Source organism: Comamonas granuli NBRC 101663, assembly GCF_000739995.1.
GTDB classification, from domain to species: Bacteria; Pseudomonadota; Gammaproteobacteria; order Burkholderiales; family Burkholderiaceae_C; genus Simplicispira; species Simplicispira granuli.
This window is the reverse complement of the sequence record NZ_BBJX01000005.1, coordinates 65260-82013: the sequence shown is the minus strand read 5'-3', so window position 1 is coordinate 82013 and position 16754 is coordinate 65260. Positions and strand designations below refer to the sequence as shown.

The 16754-nt window shown below is 70.9% G+C and carries 16 protein-coding genes; 10 read left to right on the top strand and 6 right to left on the bottom strand.

Annotation, left to right across the window (positions count from 1 at the left end; all coding sequences use genetic code 11):
* Positions 1-49: 49 nt before the first annotated feature.
* The 3 genes from dxs to xseB form a co-directional block, all read right to left on the bottom strand.
* Positions 50-1933 carry a 1-deoxy-D-xylulose-5-phosphate synthase gene (gene dxs, locus CGR01S_RS05955; RefSeq protein WP_042423772.1) on the bottom strand — a complete coding sequence of 628 codons (1884 nt, stop codon included), beginning with the start codon at positions 1931-1933 and terminating at the stop codon, positions 50-52.
* A gap of 66 nt (positions 1934-1999) precedes the next feature.
* The gene (locus CGR01S_RS05950; protein ID WP_245616761.1) at positions 2000-2938 is read right to left on the bottom strand and encodes a polyprenyl synthetase family protein; all 939 of its coding nucleotides are present in this window, start codon (positions 2936-2938) and stop codon (positions 2000-2002) included.
* Positions 2923-3150, bottom strand: coding sequence for an exodeoxyribonuclease VII small subunit (gene xseB / locus CGR01S_RS05945; RefSeq protein ID WP_042423766.1), 228 nt, complete (start codon positions 3148-3150; stop codon positions 2923-2925). The genes CGR01S_RS05950 and xseB overlap by 16 nt, the downstream gene beginning before the upstream one ends.
* 250 nt (positions 3151-3400) lie before the next feature.
* On the opposite strand from xseB, the gene CGR01S_RS05940 reads away from it, so the two are divergent.
* The 5 genes from CGR01S_RS05940 (at position 3401) to flhC (ending at position 7583) form a co-directional block, all read left to right on the top strand.
* Complete coding sequence (locus CGR01S_RS05940) at positions 3401-4540, top strand: aromatic ring-hydroxylating oxygenase subunit alpha (RefSeq protein WP_042423763.1); 1140 nt, start codon at positions 3401-3403, stop codon at positions 4538-4540.
* Positions 4541-4648: 108 nt separating this feature from the next.
* Positions 4649-5554, top strand: coding sequence for a DMT family transporter (locus CGR01S_RS05935; protein WP_042423760.1), 906 nt, complete (start codon positions 4649-4651; stop codon positions 5552-5554).
* A 43-nt stretch (positions 5555-5597) separates the two neighbouring features.
* Entirely contained in the window at positions 5598-6458 is an 861-nt protein-coding gene (locus tag CGR01S_RS05930; protein ID WP_042423757.1) for a sulfurtransferase, read from the top strand.
* Between the two features lie 176 nt (positions 6459-6634).
* The gene (gene flhD / locus CGR01S_RS05925) at positions 6635-6961 is read left to right on the top strand and encodes a flagellar transcriptional regulator FlhD (protein ID WP_042423755.1); all 327 of its coding nucleotides are present in this window, start codon (positions 6635-6637) and stop codon (positions 6959-6961) included.
* Between the two features lie 34 nt (positions 6962-6995).
* Positions 6996-7583, top strand: a complete 588-nt coding sequence (flhC, locus tag CGR01S_RS05920; RefSeq protein ID WP_042423752.1) for a flagellar transcriptional regulator FlhC — start codon at positions 6996-6998, stop codon at positions 7581-7583.
* Positions 7584-7646: 63 nt separating this feature from the next.
* On the opposite strand, the gene CGR01S_RS05915 is transcribed toward flhC, so the two are convergent.
* From CGR01S_RS05915 to ppc, 3 genes are all read right to left on the bottom strand, one after another.
* Positions 7647-8186, bottom strand: a complete 540-nt coding sequence (locus tag CGR01S_RS05915) for a FlgO family outer membrane protein (RefSeq protein ID WP_042423749.1) — start codon at positions 8184-8186, stop codon at positions 7647-7649.
* On the bottom strand, positions 8183-8911 hold the full coding sequence (locus tag CGR01S_RS17185; protein ID WP_042423746.1) for a hypothetical protein: 729 nt from the start codon (positions 8909-8911) through the stop codon (positions 8183-8185). Before CGR01S_RS17185 ends, CGR01S_RS05915 begins: the two co-directional genes overlap by 4 nt.
* A gap of 63 nt (positions 8912-8974) precedes the next feature.
* Positions 8975-11971, bottom strand: coding sequence for a phosphoenolpyruvate carboxylase (gene ppc, locus CGR01S_RS05905; RefSeq protein ID WP_439644732.1), 2997 nt, complete (start codon positions 11969-11971; stop codon positions 8975-8977).
* Between ppc and hemC the strand changes: the two genes are divergently transcribed.
* The 5 genes from hemC to CGR01S_RS05880 all read left to right on the top strand — a co-directional run bounded on the left by hemC (position 11891) and on the right by CGR01S_RS05880 (position 16742).
* The gene (hemC, locus tag CGR01S_RS05900; RefSeq protein ID WP_042423740.1) at positions 11891-12817 is read left to right on the top strand and encodes a hydroxymethylbilane synthase; all 927 of its coding nucleotides are present in this window, start codon (positions 11891-11893) and stop codon (positions 12815-12817) included. The genes ppc and hemC overlap by 81 nt on opposite strands.
* Positions 12818-12829: 12 nt before the next feature.
* Positions 12830-13627 (top strand): uroporphyrinogen-III synthase, encoded by a 798-nt coding sequence (locus CGR01S_RS05895; protein WP_042423737.1) that lies wholly within the window; start codon positions 12830-12832, stop codon positions 13625-13627.
* Positions 13624-14706, top strand: coding sequence for a uroporphyrinogen-III C-methyltransferase (locus tag CGR01S_RS05890; RefSeq protein ID WP_042423734.1), 1083 nt, complete (start codon positions 13624-13626; stop codon positions 14704-14706). The genes CGR01S_RS05895 and CGR01S_RS05890 overlap by 4 nt, the downstream gene beginning before the upstream one ends.
* Before the next feature lie 24 nt (positions 14707-14730).
* Positions 14731-16005, top strand: a complete 1275-nt coding sequence (locus CGR01S_RS05885) for a heme biosynthesis protein HemY (protein WP_042423731.1) — start codon at positions 14731-14733, stop codon at positions 16003-16005.
* Positions 16006-16187: 182 nt separating this feature from the next.
* Positions 16188-16742 carry a cytochrome b gene (locus CGR01S_RS05880; RefSeq protein WP_042423728.1) on the top strand — a complete coding sequence of 185 codons (555 nt, stop codon included), beginning with the start codon at positions 16188-16190 and terminating at the stop codon, positions 16740-16742.
* The last annotated feature ends 12 nt before the right edge of the window (positions 16743-16754 follow it).

The following is a 16754-nucleotide window of genomic DNA, read 5'->3' as shown; positions in this document are numbered from 1 at the left end:
GTGTCGTGCCTGGGGGTACTCCCGCACAGGCAACCCTAAGCCACCAGGCTTACGGCTCGCCAACAAACCGCTGGCGGATGGCGCGCTCCATGCCTTCGGCGTCCAGCCCCTGCAGGGCCAGCAGGCGCGCCTGGTCGCCGTGCTCGATGAAGCTATCGGGCAAGCCCAGTTGCAACACGGGCTTGAGCACGCCCGCGGCGTTCAGTGCCTCGCACACGGCGCTGCCCGCGCCGCCCATGGTGCAGCCCTCTTCCACCGTGACCAGGGCATCGTGGCTGGCGGCCAGGTCCAGCAGCAGGGCAGTGTCCAGCGGCTTGGCCCAGCGCATATTGGCCACTGTGGCATCCAGGGACTCGGCCGCCTGCAGGGCCGGGTACAGCAAGGTGCCGAACGCCAGGATGGCGATGCGCGGCCCGGCGCCGCCGCCCTGGCGCGTGCGCCGCAGCTCGCCCTTGCCATAGGGCAGGCCCTCCAGCCCCGGCAGCGGGGCCGTGCCCACGCCGCTGCCGCGCGGGTAGCGCACGGCCACGGGGTGGTCCTGCGCGTAGGCAGTGCTCAGGAGCTGGCGGCACTCGCGCTCGTCGGCCGGGCACGCCAGGGCCATGTTCGGGATGCAGCGGATGAAGGCGATGTCGTAGGCACCGGCGTGCGTGGCGCCGTCGGCCCCCACCAGGCCTGAGCGATCGAGCGCGAACACCACGGGCAGGTTCTGCAGCGCCACGTCGTGGATCATCTGGTCGTAGGCGCGCTGCAGGAAAGTGGAGTAGATCGCCACCACGGGCTTGACACCCTCGCAGGCCATGCCGGCGGCGAAGGTGACGGCGTGCTGCTCGGCAATGCCCACGTCGTAGTAGCGGTCGGGAAAGCGGCGGTGGAATTCGACCATGCCGGAGCCTTCGCGCATCGCCGGGGTGATGCCCACCAGGCGCTGGTCCTGCGCGGCCATGTCGCACAGCCACTGGCCGAATACCTGGGTAAAGGTCTGCTTGGGCGGGGTGGCCGGCTGCATCAGGCCCACGCTGGGGTCGAACTTGCCGGGCCCGTGGTAGGCCACGGGGTCCTGCTCGGCGAGCTTGTAGCCCTGGCCCTTCTTGGTCACCACGTGCAGGAACTGCGGCCCCGGCAGGCTTTTGATGTTCTCCAGCGTGGGGATGAGCGAGTCCAGGTCGTGCCCGTCGATGGGGCCGATGTAGTTGAAGCCGAACTTCTCGAACAGCGTGGCCGGCAGCACCATGCCCTTGGCCTGCTGCTCCAGGCGCTTGGCCAGCTCCAGCAGCGGCGGCGCGTTCTTGAGCACGCTCTTGCCCACGTTCTTGGCGGCGGCATAGAACTGGCCGCTCATGAGCTGGGCGAGGTAGCGGTTGAGCGCGCCCACGGGCGGGCTGATGCTCATGTCGTTGTCGTTGAGGATGACGAGCAGGTTGCAGTCGGCCACGCCCGCGTTGTTCAAGGCCTCGAAGGCCATGCCCGCCGTCATGGCGCCGTCGCCGATCACGGCCACGGCGTGGCGCTGCTCGCCCTTGCGCTTGGCCGCCAGGGCCATGCCCAGCGCCGCGGAGATGCTGGTGCTCGAGTGCGCCGTGCCGAAGGTGTCGTAGGGGCTCTCGTCGCGCCGCGGAAAGCCCGAGATGCCGCCGAACTGGCGCAGGGTGTGCATGCGCTCGCGCCGCCCGGTGAGGATCTTGTGCGGATAGGTCTGGTGGCCCACGTCCCAGACCAGCCGGTCGTAGGGCGTGTTGAAGACATGGTGCAGCGCCACGGTCAGCTCCACCGTGCCCAGGTTGGAGCTCAGGTGCCCGCCCGTCTGGGAGACGCTCTCGAGCACGTAGGCGCGCAGCTCAGCCGCCAGCGCCTTGAGCTCCGGGCGCGCGAGCTTGCGCAGGTCGGCCGGGTCGTTCACGCGCGAGAGCAGGGGGTATTGGGGGGTGGACATTGCTATATTTTTTGCAGCTTACCGCGCTTGCCAGTCAAGCGCAGAACGTGATTTTTGCGTAAACCCTCAATGGGAACGGTGCACCACCGTATCGGCCAGCGCCGCCAGCGCCTGCGTATCGTCCAGGCCGCTGGCAGCGAGCGCGGCATGGGCCTCGCCCAGCAGATCGCGCGCATGGGCCTGGGCGGATGCCAGCCCCATCAGCGACACATAGGTCGGCTTGTCCTGCGCGGCATCCTTGCCGGCCGTCTTGCCCAGGGTGGCCGAATCCTGGGTCACGTCGAGGATGTCGTCCACCACCTGGAAGGCCAGGCCCAGGGCTGCGCCATAGGCCGCCAGGGCCTGCTGCGCGCGCGCATCGGCGTGGCCGCAGGCCGCGCCCATCATGACGCTGGCCTGCAGCAGGGCGCCGGTCTTGAGGCGGTGCATGTGGCGCAGCCGGGCTTCGTCGAGCACCACGCCCACGCTGGCCAGGTCGATCGCCTGGCCGCCCGCCATGCCCGTGGCACCGGCCGCACGCGCCAGCAGGCGGCACAGGCGCGCCTGCACGGCGGCGGGCACGGCCGCGTCCTCGGGCGTGAGCAGTTCAAACGCCAGGGCCTGCAGGGCATCGCCCGCGAGCAGCGCCTGGGCCTGGCCGAACTGCACGTGCACCGTGGGCTTGCCGCGACGCAGCACGTCGTTGTCCATGCAGGGCATGTCGTCGTGCACCAGCGAATAGGCGTGGATCAGCTCCACCGCGCAGGCCGCGCGCAGCGCCGCCTCGTCAAGCGCGGCCGCCTCGTGCGCGGCGTCGGCGGCGCGCACGGCCTGCCGCGCCGCCAGCACCAGCAGCGGGCGCAGGCGCTTGCCGCCGCCCTGCACGGCATAGCGCATGGCTTCGCCCAGATCCGCGGGGGCGTCCACGCCCACCCAGGCGTCCAGGGCCTGCTCGACGCGCTGCAACTGCGCCCCGCTCCAGGCCTGCAGGCTCCAGGCTGCGGCGGCCGTCATTCCTGCGTCCATGGCTGCAGCCCGCCTTCATCAAGCACGCGGACCTGCTCCTGCACGGCCTGCAGCCGCTCGCGGCAAAAGGCCAGCAAGACGGCACCGCGCTGGTAGCCTGCGAGCAACTGGTCCAGGGGCATCTGCCCCGTTTCGATGCGGCCGACCAATTGCTCCAGTTCTTCCAGCGCAGCCTCGTAGCTGGCCGGCTCGGCGGTTTTGGGTTTGGGCATGGATGGAGTGGTGCCTGCAATAGCTGAAACGCTCGATTTTAGGCCGATACACCGCCCCGGCCGGGCGGCCCGCGGGCCCGGCGAATACACGCAGTGCGGCTGCGGGAATGGGGGGACGCAAATAACCCCACGTCCTATAATCCCATTCACTGCAAACCGGCTGCCATGCCGGTTTATTTTTCTTCCCCGGGACGCATTCACCACCCTGGTCCCGTTTCTCCCTGTGGGGGGTCTTTAGGTCAGGTATGCCATGTCTGATTTAAGTCTTCGACTGCAGCAGGCCGCAAGCCAACTTCCCGTCTCCAGTTATTTCGACCAGGCGCTGTTCCAGCGCGAGATGGAAGTGCTGTTCCAACGCGGCCCGCGCTACGTGGGCCACGGCCTGAGCGTGCCCGGGCCCGGCGACTACCAGGTGCTACCCCAGGAACTGGGCGGACGCGCGCTGGTGCGCAATGCCCAGGGCCAGGTGGAGCTGGTCTCCAACGTCTGCCGCCACCGCCAGGCCGTCATGCTGCAGGGGCGCGGCTCGCTGCACGACAGCCAGAAAGGCAGCGCGGGCGGCAACATCGTCTGCCCCGTGCACCGCTGGACCTACAGCCCCAGCGGCGAGCTGCTGGGCGCGCCGCATTTCCCGCAGGACCCCTGCCTGAATCTGCGCAACTACCCGCTGCGTGAGTGGAACGGCATGCTGTTCGAGGACAACGGTCGCGACATCGAGGCCGACCTCGCCGGCATGGGCGTGCGCGCCGAGCTCTCCTTCGAGGGCTACGCCTTCGACCGCGTGGAGCTGCACGAGTGCAACTACAACTGGAAGACCTTCATCGAGGTCTACCTGGAGGACTACCACGTCGGGCCCTTCCACCCGGGCCTGGGCAACTTCGTCACCTGCGACGATCTGCGCTGGGAGTTCCGCGAGGAGTTCTCGGTGCAGACCGTGGGCGTGGCGCCCACCTTCGGCAAGCCGGGCTCGGAGGTCTACCGCCAGTGGCACGAGGTGCTGCTGCGCTACCGCGATGGCAAGCTGCCCGAGCGCGGCGCGATCTGGCTGACCTACTACCCGCACATCATGGTGGAGTGGTATCCGCATGTGCTCACCGTCTCCACGCTGCACCCCCTGAGCCCGTCGAAGACGCTCAACCTCGTGGAGTTCTACTACCCCGAGGAAATCCAGGCCTTCGAGCGCGAGTTCGTCGAGGCCCAGCAGGCGGCCTACATGGAAACCTGCATCGAGGACGATGAGATCGGCGAGCGCATGGATGCGGGCCGCAAGGCGCTGCACGAGCGCGGCGACAACGAAGTGGGCCCCTACCAAAGCCCCATGGAAGACGGCATGCAGCACTTCCACGAGTGGTACCGCCGCCGCATGGGCGACGCCGTGCCGGCGCGCTGAGCGGCGCACAGCGGCAGACCCGACCGGTTCTTGCTACCATTGCAATAGCACGTGGCGCCCGCCGCACGGGCGCTGCGTGCCGTTTTCACTCTAATACCCAGCTCTCCCATGCATGCCCTTTGGATGGTGCTCGCCGCGTTCCTGTTTGCGAGCATGGGGGTGTGCGTCAAGCTCGGCTCAGCGTGGTTCAACCCGGCGGAGCTGGTGTTCTGGCGCGGCCTCGTCGGCATGCTCATGCTCTGGCTGCTCGCGCGCTCGCAAGGGGTGACGCTGGCCACGCGCCACCCGGCCCAGCACGCCTGGCGCAGCCTGGTCGGCGTGGTCTCGCTGGGTGCCTGGTTCTACGCCATCGCCCACCTGCCGCTGGCCACGGCCCTCACGCTCAACTACATGAGCAGCATCTGGATCGCCGCCTTCATCGTCGGCGCCAGCCTGTGGGCCTGGCACCGGCGGCGCGGTGCGGCGCACGCCACGCTCAGCGCCCCGCTGCTGCTCGCCGTACTGGCCGGGTTTGCCGGTGTGGTGCTGATGCTGCGCCCAAGCATCGCCCAGACGCCGCAGCAGACGCTGGGCAGCGCGCTGGGCCTGCTCTCGGGCCTGATGGCGGCGCTCGCCTACCTGCAGGTGGGCCGGCTGGCGCGCCTGGGTGAACCCGAGTCGCGCACCGTGTTCTATTTCGCCCTGGGCTCGGCCCTGGCAGGCGGCGCGGCCACGCTGGCCGTGGGCCACTCGCCCTGGCCCGGCTGGCCCGCGCTGTGGCTGCTGCCCATCGGCGTTCTGGCCGCCCTGGGGCAGTTGTGCATGACGTACGCCTACGGCAGCGCGCGCTCGGCGCGCAGCACCCTGGTGGTGGCGAGCCTGCAGTATTCGGGCATCGTGTTCGCGGGCTTTTACAGCGTGCTGCTGTTCGACGAGCGCGTGGACCTGCTGGGCTGGGCCGGCATGGCCCTGATCGTGGGCAGCGGTATCCTCGCCACTGTGCTGCGCGCGCGCGATGCGCGTGCCGCACTGTGAACCCCGCGCCGCCCTGCCGGCGTCCGACCGCACCCTTCCAGCCATGACGCACACGCTCCTGATCTCCGCCCCCGAGCTGCTGGCCCTGCGCCAGCGCGGCACCCCCTGCATGGTCTTCGACTGCAGCTTCGACCTGGCCGATCCCGGCGCCGGTGCGGCGCAGTACCTGCAGGGCCATATCCCGGGCGCGGTGTACGCGCACCTGGACCAGGCGCTCTCGGCCCGGCCCGGCGCGGCACGCGCCTCGGGCGGGCGCCACCCTCTGCCCACGCGCGCAGCCTTTGCCGCGTGGCTGGCGAGCCAGGGCTTTGCCCATGGCATGCAGGCCGTGGTGTATGACCGCAATGGCAGCGCCTTCTGCGCCCGCCTGTGGTGGATGCTGCAATGGCTGGGCCACGAGGCCGTGGCCGTGCTCGACGGCGGCCTGCAGGCCTGGACACAGGCCGGCGGAGCACTCGAAGAGGGGGCGAGCGCGCCGCGGCCACCGGGCGACTTCACCCCCGGCCCGGCGCTGCGCACGCTGGCGGACAGCGCCCAGGTGCTGCAGCACCTGGGTTCGGCGCAGCAGACCATCGTCGACGCGCGCGCCGCACCGCGCTTTCGGGGCGAGGTCGAACCCCTGGACCCGGTGGCCGGGCATATCCCGGGGGCCCTGAACCGGCCGTTCACCGACAACTTCGGCCCGGATGGCCGCTTCAAGGCGCCTGCGGTGCTGCGTGCCGAATTCCTCGCGCTGCTGGACGGGCGCGACCCGGCCAGCGTGGTGCACCACTGCGGCAGCGGGGTGACGGCCAACCCCAATCTGCTGGCCATGGAATACGCGGGACTGGGGCGCGCGGCGCTCTATGCCGGCAGCTGGAGCGAGTGGTGCAGCGACCCGGCGCGCCCCGTCGCGCGCGGCTGACGCCGACAGCGCTTGTCAGGCAAATTCCTACAAGGCCTGCGGCTGTACCGGACAACACGCACCGCCATCGGCTGACTTAATTTTTGATTGGGCCAAATTCACAATCCATTTCAACGGATCGCGAAACGCTGCATGAGGCAGACCAGGCGATCCGGGGATGGAAAAGGAAGTGCCCCATGACGAACGAACAACTGCTTGCCGAAATCCGCGAAGCCAACCTCACCTATCTGATGCTGGCCCAGACCCTGATCCGCCAGGACAAGGCCGAAGCCGTTTTCCGCCTGGGCCTGAACGAAGAGGCTGCCGATATTCTGGCATCGCTGTCGGCCGCGCAACTGATGAAACTGGCGGCCAGAAACACGCTTCTTTGCAGCTTCCGCGTGGACGACAACCTCGTCTGGGGCCTGCTCACCAACCACGCGCCCAGCAAGGTGGGCAACGAGGCGACGAACACGCTGCACGCCAACATCCTGATGGCCAGCCGCGCCTCCGAAGTGCTCTGAGCACACGCCCCGCCCTTCTCCACGGAGTTCTGCCATGACGACCGAGACCCCTACCCGCCCCGCCGCCAAAAAGACCGCCAAGACCAGCGCACCGGTCAAGAGCGTGCTCAACGAGTCGCGCCAGATCGAGCGCGCGGCCATGCTGATCCAGATGGGTGCGCGCATGCAGGTGCTCGAATCGGAAACCACGCTGTCCTACGAGCGCCTGATCCGCCTGTACAAGGAGATCGCGGGCAAGTCGCCTTCCAAGGGGCAGTTGCCGTTCTCGACCGACTGGTTCCTCACCTGGCAGGAAAACATCCACAGCTCGCTGTTCCTCAACATCTACGAGTACCTGGCCAAGGGCATCGCCCTGGACCCGGTGGACCAGCTCACCAAGGCCTACCGCCTCTACACCGAGCAGATCGCCACGGCCCAGGTGGAGCCGCTGCTCTCGTTCACGCGCGCCTGGCGCCTGGTGAAGTTCGTGGACGCCGGCATGCTCCAGCGCACCAAGTGCGCGCAGTGCGGCGGCATGTTCGTGACCGAGCTGTACGAAAACCGCCACTACACCTGCGGCCTGTGCAACCCGCCGGCCCGCGCAGGCAAGAGCAAGAACGCCGGCGCACTGATGCTGCACTGAGAGTAAAAAAGGCTTGCAGCGCTTGTGGAGCAAGCGCGAGCAGCTATATTTTCAGGAGCACAATCAGCGCCCCTGCAGCAGCCCGCGCAGATTCTCGTCCAGCGCCAGCGCGTAGTCGCTGGCGGCCACCACCTGGTTGCCCTGCGGATGCACGAGCTTGAGGCTCACATACACCATGGCGCCGGACACCGCGTAGGTGCCCACCACCACGGCCTGCGCATCGTGCGCCTGGCTGACCTCGCGCAGCTCGCGCGAGAGCAGCAGCTCGCCCTGGCCCGGGTGCAGCACCAGTTGCTCGCGCAGGCGCAACTCCGCCACGGGCACGCCGCGCTGCACCAGGCGCCCGGCAATCTGCTCGGAGAAGATGCGGCCCAGGCGCGAGGACTCCTGCAGCCGGTCCACGTTGACCAGCGTCGCCACCAGCACGCTGCGCCGCGGATCGAGCGGCGCCGTCTCCAGCAGCCGGTCCACCGCCTGGTAATTGGCCTGGAGCACGTCGGTGCGCACCACCGCCCCGCCCCGCTCACCGTAGTAATAGCCCGCGCAGCCCGGCAGGCCGAGCGCCAGCGCCAGGTGCATGCACAGCAGCAGGCGGCGCGTCATGGCGTCACGACCTTCCAGCTCTTGACGGGCGCCAGCGGCACCGCGGGCGGCGGCGGCAGATAGAGCACGGCGTCCTCGGGTTCGATGTAGTACACATCGGCCGAGCCCGCAAGGTAGCGTCCCCCGGCCTGCAACAGGGTGGTGACGAGCACCTCGGTGCGCGTAGGGCCGCCCGCGGCCGCACCCTGGGTGTGCTGCTCGGCCATGTCCACGGCCATGCCCAGGGCCAGGCCGCTGGCCACCCCCGAGGCCGCCGACTGCGCGTAGCGATGCCAGTCGCGCACCACGGCCACGCCGGCCGCCAGGCGCGTCCAGGGCATGGCCAGGCCGTTGCGCACACCCGCCTGGTGCTGCACGACCTGGGTCTGCACCAGCAGTTCCACGGCCGCCGGCTCCTGGGACAGGGCGACCCCGCGCTCGAGCAGTTGCACGGCCAGCAGCTTGCCAAAGCCCTGCTCGAAGGCGGACGATTCCGCCACGCGCACATGGATGGGGTGCTCGCCTTCAGGCCAGCCGGCGATCTTCTGGGCCACGCGCGCGGCCACGTCGCCGGCCAGCACATCCCAGTGGTGCACGGCACGAGCCTTCGGCTGCCCCGTGGCCGGGTAGTTGTCGGCGCGCGGCACGTCGAGCGTGCCGCAGCCTGCGGCCAGCACGGCCGCCGCCAGCAGCAGCGCCCACGGCGCGGCACGGCGGGTGGGACGGTCTTGGGTCAGGAATGGCATGCGCCCATGGTACGGCGCGCCAGCCGCGGCGATCGGCGCAACAGCGCCGGATTTCCGCGCCAATCACCCCGTATTGCGAAGCCCCGCGGCAATCCCGTTGATGGAGATGTGGATACCCGTCTGCACGCGCTCGTCGCCCTGCCCGGCGCGCCAGCGGCGCACCAGTTCGACCTGCAGGTGGTGCAGCGGGTCGATGTACGGGAAACGATGCTTGATGGAGCGCGCCAGCGCGGTGTTGCTCGCCAGGCGCTCCTTCTCGCCGGTGATGCGCGCCAGCGCGTCGGCCGTGCGCTGCCACTCCTGCTCGATGGCGGTAAAGACCTTCTTGCGCAGGCGCGCGTCCTGCACCAGTTCGCTGTAGCGCGAGGCCAGGGCCAGGTCGCTCTTGGCGAGCACCATGTCCATGTTGGACAGCAGCGCGCTGAAGAACGGCCATTGCCGCACCATCTTGCGCAGCAGCGCCAGTTGCGCTGCCGGCGGCCGGCCGCTCTCGTGCAGAAAGGCCTGCACCGCCGTGCCGAAGCCGTACCAGCCCGGCAGCGTGAGGCGGCACTGGCCCCAGCTGAAGCCCCAGGGGATGGCGCGCAGGTCCTCGATCTTCTGGCTGGGCTTGCGCGAGGCCGGGCGCGAGCCGATGTTGAGCTCGGCGATCTCGCGGATGGGCGTGGCGCTGAAGAAATAGTCGGCAAAGCCCGGCGTCTCGTACACCAGCGCGCGGTAGGCCTGCATGCTGGCGCGCGAGAGCTGCTCGGCCGCCTCGTGAAAGGCCTTGGTCGCCGGCTTGGTCGGCTGCAGCAGCGTGGCCTCCAGCGTGGCGGCGACCAGGGTTTCGAGGTTGCGCCGGCCGATCTCGGGGTTGGCGTACTTGGAGGCGATGACCTCGCCCTGCTCGGTCAGGCGGATCTGCCCGCGCACCGTGCCCGGCGGCTGCGCCAGGATGGCCTGGTAGCTCGGGCCGCCGCCGCGCCCCACGGTGCCGCCGCGGCCGTGGAACATGCGCAGGCGGATGCCGGGCAACTCGTCGAACAAGTCCACCAGGGCGATCTCGGCGCGGTACAGCTCCCAGTTGCTGGTGAAGATGCCGCCGTCCTTGTTGCTGTCGCTGTAGCCCAGCATGATGTCCTGCTCGGCCCCGCTGCGCTGCACCATGGCCGCCACGCCGGGCACCTGGTAGAAGGCGCGCATGATGTCCGCGGCGTTGCGCAGGTCCTCGATGGTCTCGAACAGCGGCACCACGATGAGGTCGGCCACGGCCCCGGGCGCGGCGCCGGGCGGGCTGGCGGCGGGCTCGTCCAGCGTGCCGCGCAGCAGGCCCACTTCCTTTTGCAGCAGCAGCACTTCCAGCAGGTCGCTCACCGTTTCGGTGTGGCTGATGATGTAGTGGCGGATGGCGGCTGCGCCGTAGGCCTGGCGCATGCGCAGCGCGGTCTCGAAGATGGCGATTTCGGCGCGCGTGTGCTCCGAATACTGCGCCCCCACCACGCGCAGCGGCCGCGCATCGCGCAGCAGGCGCAGCAGCACCGTGCGGCGCGCGGCTTCGTCCAGGGCGGCGTAGTCCGGCTCGATGCGCGCTGCGGCGAGCAGCTCGGCGACGACGCGCTCGTGCTGGTCCGAGCTCTGGCGCAGGTCCACCGTGGCCAGGTGAAAGCCGAACACCTCCACGGCGCGGATCAGGGGCTGCAGGCGCTCGCTGGCCAGCGGCGCGCCGTGGTGCGCCTGCAGCGACTCCTCGATGGTGCGCAGCTCGGCCAGGAAGCCGGCAGCGTCCGCATAGGGGTTTTGCGGCGCCACGGCGTGGCGCGCCGCCACGCCGCCGCTGAGCTGCGCGAGCGTGGCCGCCAGGCGCGCATAGATGCCGGTGAGCGCGCGGCGGTAGGGCTCGTCGCGGCGGTGCTCGCTGGTGTCGGGCGAGCTGTCCGCCAGGGCCTGCATGGCCGGCGTGACGCCGACCAGGCGTGCCGACAGCGACAGCTCGCTGCCCAGCAGGTGCACCTCGGTCAGGTAGTGGCGCAGCGCCACCTCGCTCTGGCGGCGCAGGGCCTGCACCAGGGTCTCGGCGGTGACGTTGGGGTTGCCGTCGCGGTCGCCGCCTATCCATTGGCCCATGCGCAGAAAGCTGTGCACGCGCGTCTGGCCCAGGGCGTTCTCCAGGTCGGCGTAGATGCGCGGGATCTCGCGCAGGAACGTGGCCTCGTAGTAGGACAGCGCGTTCTCGATCTCGTCGGCCACCGTGAGCTTGCTGTAGCGCAGCAGGCGCGTCTGCCACAACTGCGCCACGCGCGCGCGCAGTTGCGCCTCGTTGGCGGCCAGCGCGCGCGGGGTGAGCGCGTCGCGCCCGGCCTTGTAGAGCTGGGCGCGCTCGGCGATGTCGTCGCGCGCGGCCAGCAGTTGGGCGATGTCGCGCTCGGCGTCCAGGATGCTCTTGCGCTGCACCTCGGTGGGGTGGGCGGTGAGCACGGGCGAGAGGTAGCTGTGCGCCAGCGTCTGCACGATGGCATCGGGCGCGATACCCGCCCAGCGCAGGCGTGCAAGCGCCACGTCGATGCTGCCCTCCTGCGTGTCGCCGGCGCGCTCGCGGATGGTGCGGCGGCGGATGTGGTGCCTGTCCTCGGCCAGGTTGGCCAGGTGGCTGAAGTAGGTGAAGGCGCGGATCACGCTCACGGTCTGGTCCGCGCTCAGGCCCTTGAGCAATTTCTTGAGCGCCTTGTCGGCCTCGTGGTCCGCGTCGCGCCGGAACGCCACGGACAACTGGCGGATCTGCTCGATGAGCGCAAACGCGGCGTCTCCCTCCTGCTCACGGATCACGTCGCCCAGAATGCGCCCGAGCAGGCGGATGTCCTGGATCAGCGGCAAATCCTTGTCGTTCTTCTTCGCGGTCACTGCGATGGTCTCCTGGGATGGCGCAGAGCAGACGCCGGGCGCATCTGTTGCGGCGCAGCATGCTAGCATCCCGGGCTGCTTTTCTCCTGGCGCACCCGCATGACGACTCCCAGCCCCTCCCCGCTTCCCATCGTGATTGCCACCCGCGAGAGCCGCCTGGCCCTGTGGCAGGCCGAACATGTGCAGGCCCTGCTGCGCGCGCGCGGGCACAGCGTGGCGCTGCTGGGCATGACCACGCTTGGCGACCAGATCCTGGACCGCTCCCTGAGCAAGGTCGGCGGCAAGGGCCTGTTCGTCAAGGAGCTGGAAACCGCCCTGCACGACGGGCGCGCGCACATCGCCGTGCACTCGCTCAAGGACGTGCCCATGGAGCTGCCGGAGGGCTTCACCCTGGCCTGCGTGATGGAGCGCGAAGACCCGCGCGACGCCTTCGTCTCGCCACGCTACGCCAGCCTGGACGCCCTGCCCCAGGGCGCCGTGGTCGGCACGTCCAGCCTGCGCCGCCAGGTGCTGCTGCACGCGCTGCGCCCCGACCTGAAGATCGAGCCGCTGCGCGGCAACCTCGACACGCGCCTGCGCAAGCTCGACGAAGGCCAGTACGACGCCATTGTGCTGGCGGCCGCGGGCTTGAAGCGCTTGGGCCTGGGCGCGCGCATCCGCGCCGAGTTCTCCACCACCGAGATGCTGCCCGCCGCCGGCCAGGGCGCCCTGGGCATCGAGGTGCGCGCCGACCGCCAGGACCTGGTGGACGCCCTGGCACCGCTGGCCCACCTGCCCACCTGGATCACCGTGACCGCCGAGCGCGCCGTCAGCCGCAGCATGGGCGGCAGTTGCTCCATGCCGCTGGCCGCGCACGCGCGCCTCGAAGGCGGCCAGTTGCACATCGCCGCCGCCTGGGGCGACCCCGAGGGCCGCGTCGGCCTGGTGCGCACCAGCGCCCAGGGCCCCTGCAGCACGCTGGAGCAGGCCGACGCCCTGGGCCGGCAGGCCGCGCAGCAGCTGCGCGCCGGCGGCGCCACCGGCTGAGCCCCGCGCCGCATGGCCCGCGTCATCGTCACCCGGCCCGAGCGCGAGGCGCTGCAGTGGGCGGAGCAATTGCGCGCGCACGGCATCGACGCCTGCGCGCTGCCGCTGATCGCCATCGGCCCGCCCGCCGACCCTGCTGCGCTGGCGCAGGCGCGCGCGCGCGTGCAGCAAGGCGCCTACGGCGCCGTCATGGTCGTGAGCAGCAATGCCGCCCAGCATTTTTTTGATGAAAAAACGGCTCTAGCCCTTTCCCGGAAAGCGCAAGACGCTATCAAATCAAGAGTATGGTCGCCCGGCCCCGGCACCGCCCGGGCCCTGCGCGCCCTGGGGGTGGACGGCGCGCGCATCGACACCCCGGCCGCCGACGCCACGCAATTCGACTCCGAAGCCCTGTGGCCCCAGGTGGCCGGGCAGGTGGGGCCGGGCACGCGCGTGCTCATCGTGCGCGGCACCGAGGCGGGCGCCGCAGAAGAAGGCACGGGGCGCGACTGGCTGGCCCGGCAGATCCGGGCCACCGGCGGGGAGGTGGACTTCACCGTCGCCTACACGCGCTCCGCGCCCCAGTGGGACGCGGCGCAGCGCCGCCAGGCCCAGGAGGCCGCGGACAACGGCGCGCTCTGGCTGCTGAGCAGCTCCCAGGCCGTGGACCACCTGCGCGCCGCCCTGCCCGGCCAGGACTGGCACGGCGCGCGCGCGCTGGCCACGCACCCGCGCATCGCCCAGGCGGCCCGGGCCGCGGGGTTTGGCAGCGTGCACGAATGCCGCCCGGCCCTGCGCGATGTGCTGGCGTCGATAGAATCCCTGCCATGAGTTCCGTCCCCGAGTCCGCGCCCGCAGACGCCGCCGCTGCCACCGCGGCGCCACCCGCGGCTGCGCCCGCCGCAGGCGCCGGGCGCCTGCTGCTGGCCGTGACCGCCACCGCCGCCGCCGCGGGCCTGGCCAGCAGCGTGCTGCTGTGGCAAAAGCTGGGCCATATCCAGGAGCAGCTCGCGCGCCAGAGCCAGGACGCCGGCACCCAGGCCATAGAGGCACGCACCCTCGCGCGGCAGGCGCAGGAGCAGGTCACCGAGGCCGCGGCCCGGCTGGCCGTGCAGGAGGCGCGTGTCAACGAAGTCGCCCTGCAGCGCGCGCAGCTCGAGGAGCTGATGCAAAGCCTCTCGCGCTCGCGCGACGAAAACCTCGTGGTGGACATCGAATCGGGCCTGCGCCTGGCCCAGCAGCAGGCCCAGCTCACCGGCAGCCTGGAGCCGCTGGTGGCCGCGCTCAAGAGCGCGCAGCAGCGCATCGAGCGCGCCGCCCAGCCGCGCCTGGCGCCAGTGCAGCGCGCCATCGCGCACGACCTCGAGCGCGTGGGCGGCGCCAGCGTCACCGACACCGCGGGCCTGCTCGCCCGGCTCGACGACCTCGTGCGCCAGACCGACGAGCTGCCCCTGCTCAACGCCGTGGCCCAGGCCAGCGCCGTGCGGCGCCTGTCGGGCCAGGCCCCGGCCGCCAGCACCAGCGCCGCGCAGGACAGCGTCTGGCTGGCCTGGCTGCAGCGCGCCCTGGACGTGGTGCTCGACGAGGCCCGCGGCCTGGTGCGCGTGAGCCGCATCGAACGGCCCGAAGCCGTGCTGCTGGCGCCGGAGCAGGCCTTCTTCCTGCGCGAAAACCTCAAGCTCAAGCTGCTCAATGCGCGCATGGGCATCCTGGCGCGGCAGTTCGACTCGGCACGCGCCGACCTGCAGGCCGCCACCAACGCGCTCAACCGCTATTTCGACCCCGCCGCGCGCCGCACCCAGGCCGCCGCGACGGCGCTGCAGCAGGTGCAGGCCTCCATGAAGGTGGCCGAGCTGCCGCGGCCCGACGAGACCCTCGCGGCGCTGGCCACGGCCGCCGCCGGGCGCTGAGCGCCCTCCCGGAAAGCGACCCCGATGCGCGCAACCCTCTGGCTCCTGGCACTGTTCGCGACGGCCGTGGCCGTGGCCCTGTTCGCCGGCAACAACCAGGGCACGGTGACGCTGTTCTGGCCGCCCTGGCGCGTGGACCTCTCGCTCAACCTGGTGCTCGTGCTGCTGGCCCTGGGCTTCGTCACCCTGCACGCGGCCCTGCGCGCCCTGGGCGCGCTGCTCGAACTGCCGCGCCAGGCGCGCCGCTGGCGCCTGCAGCAGCGTGAGCGCGCCATGCACGCCGCCCTGCTCGACGCCTTCGTGCAAATGCTGGGCGGGCGCTTTCTGCGCGCACGCAAGGCCGCGCTTGCCGCGCTGGAGCAAGAACAGGGCCTGCACGCCGAAGGCAAGGCGCCGCCCTACGGGCCCCAGTTGCGCGCCCTGGCGCACATGGTGGCGGCCGAGACCTCACACGCCCTGCAGGACGGCAAGCTGCGCGACGCCTACCTGGAGCAGGCGCTGGGCCAGGCGCGCGCGCGCCGCCACGGAACCCAGGAGCTGCTGGAGGGTGCGCAACTGCGCGCCGCGCGCTGGAGCCTGGACGACCGCGACGCCGAGGGCGCGCTCGAGCGCCTGGCCGAGTTGCCCCAGGGCGCGGCACGGCGCACCCTGGCGCTGCGCATCCGCCTCAAGGCCAGCCGCCTGGCCGGGCGCACGCGCGAGGCACTGGACACGGCGCGCCTGCTCGGCAAGCACCGCGCCTTCTCCAGCGACGCCGCGCGCAGCCTGGTGCGCGGCCTGGCGATCGAGCTGCTCAACCAGGCGCACGACCCGGCCCAACTGCAGGCCGCCTGGCTCGCGCTGGACGCGCAGGACCGCGCCATGCCCGACATCGCCGTCCACGCGGCGCAGCGCCTGGCGCTGCTGGGCGGCGACGGCGCGCAGGTGCGCCAATGGCTGCTGCCGGTATGGCAGCAGGCGGTGGAGCTGCCCGGCGCGCTCGCGCAGCCGCAGGGGCAGCGCCTGATCGCGGCGCTGGAGTCGGCGCTGGCCGGCCTGGACGCCGCCTGGCTCGCACGCATCGAAGCCGCCCAGCAGGCCAACCCGCGCGACGCGCACCTGCAGTACCTGGCCGGCATGGCCTGCGTGCAGCGCCAGCTCTGGGGCAAGGCCCAGCAGTTGCTGACCCAGGCGGCGCCGCAACTGCACGACGCCGGTCTGCAGCGCCGGGCCTGGCGCACGCTGGCCGAGCTGGCCGAGCAGCGCAACGACGCGGCCGCCGCCGCCCACGCCTGGAAGCAGGCGGCGCTGGCGCGCTGAGCCCCCCGCATCCGGCCGCGTCAGCGCCTCCGGCCGCGCCGGGCTGCGGCGGGCGGAGCCCATGAATTCAACTTTTTTGACGATCAACGTCAATTCGCTTGAAACTTCGTGAAGGGTCAGACCTCTACACTGGCCTGGTTCCCGCACCGCAATGCGGGTTTTCTCCTCCACCGGACTGCACCATGGCCCCGACACCTTCCGCTCGCTACGATGGTCTTGCCATCGCCCTGCACTGGCTGCTGGCGCTGATGCTGATCGCCATGTTTGGCGTCGGCGTCTACATGGTGGACCTGCCGGTATCGCCCCAGCGCCTCAAGCTCTACAACTGGCACAAATGGGCGGGCATCACCGTGCTGGCGCTCTCGCTCGTGCGCCTGCTGTGGCGCCTGGCGCGCCCTGCGCCCCCGCTGCCGGCCAGCGTGCTGCAGGCCATGCCGGGCTGGCAGCGCCAGGCCCACCAGGGCACGCATGTGCTCATGTACCTGCTGTTCTTTGCCGTGCCGCTGGCGGGCTGGGCCTACAGCTCGGCCGCGGGCTTTCCCGTCGTGTGGTTCGGCCGCATCGCCCTGCCCGACTTCGTGCCCGTGAGCAAGACGCTGGCCGACGCCCTCCAGATCGGCCACCGCGTGCTGGCCATGTCGCTGGCGCTGCTGGTGCTGGCGCATGTCGCCGCCGCGCTCAAGCACCACTGGGTGGACCGCGACGGCCTGCTGGCCCGCATGCTGCCCGGCCGTTGATTTTCCTTGCCT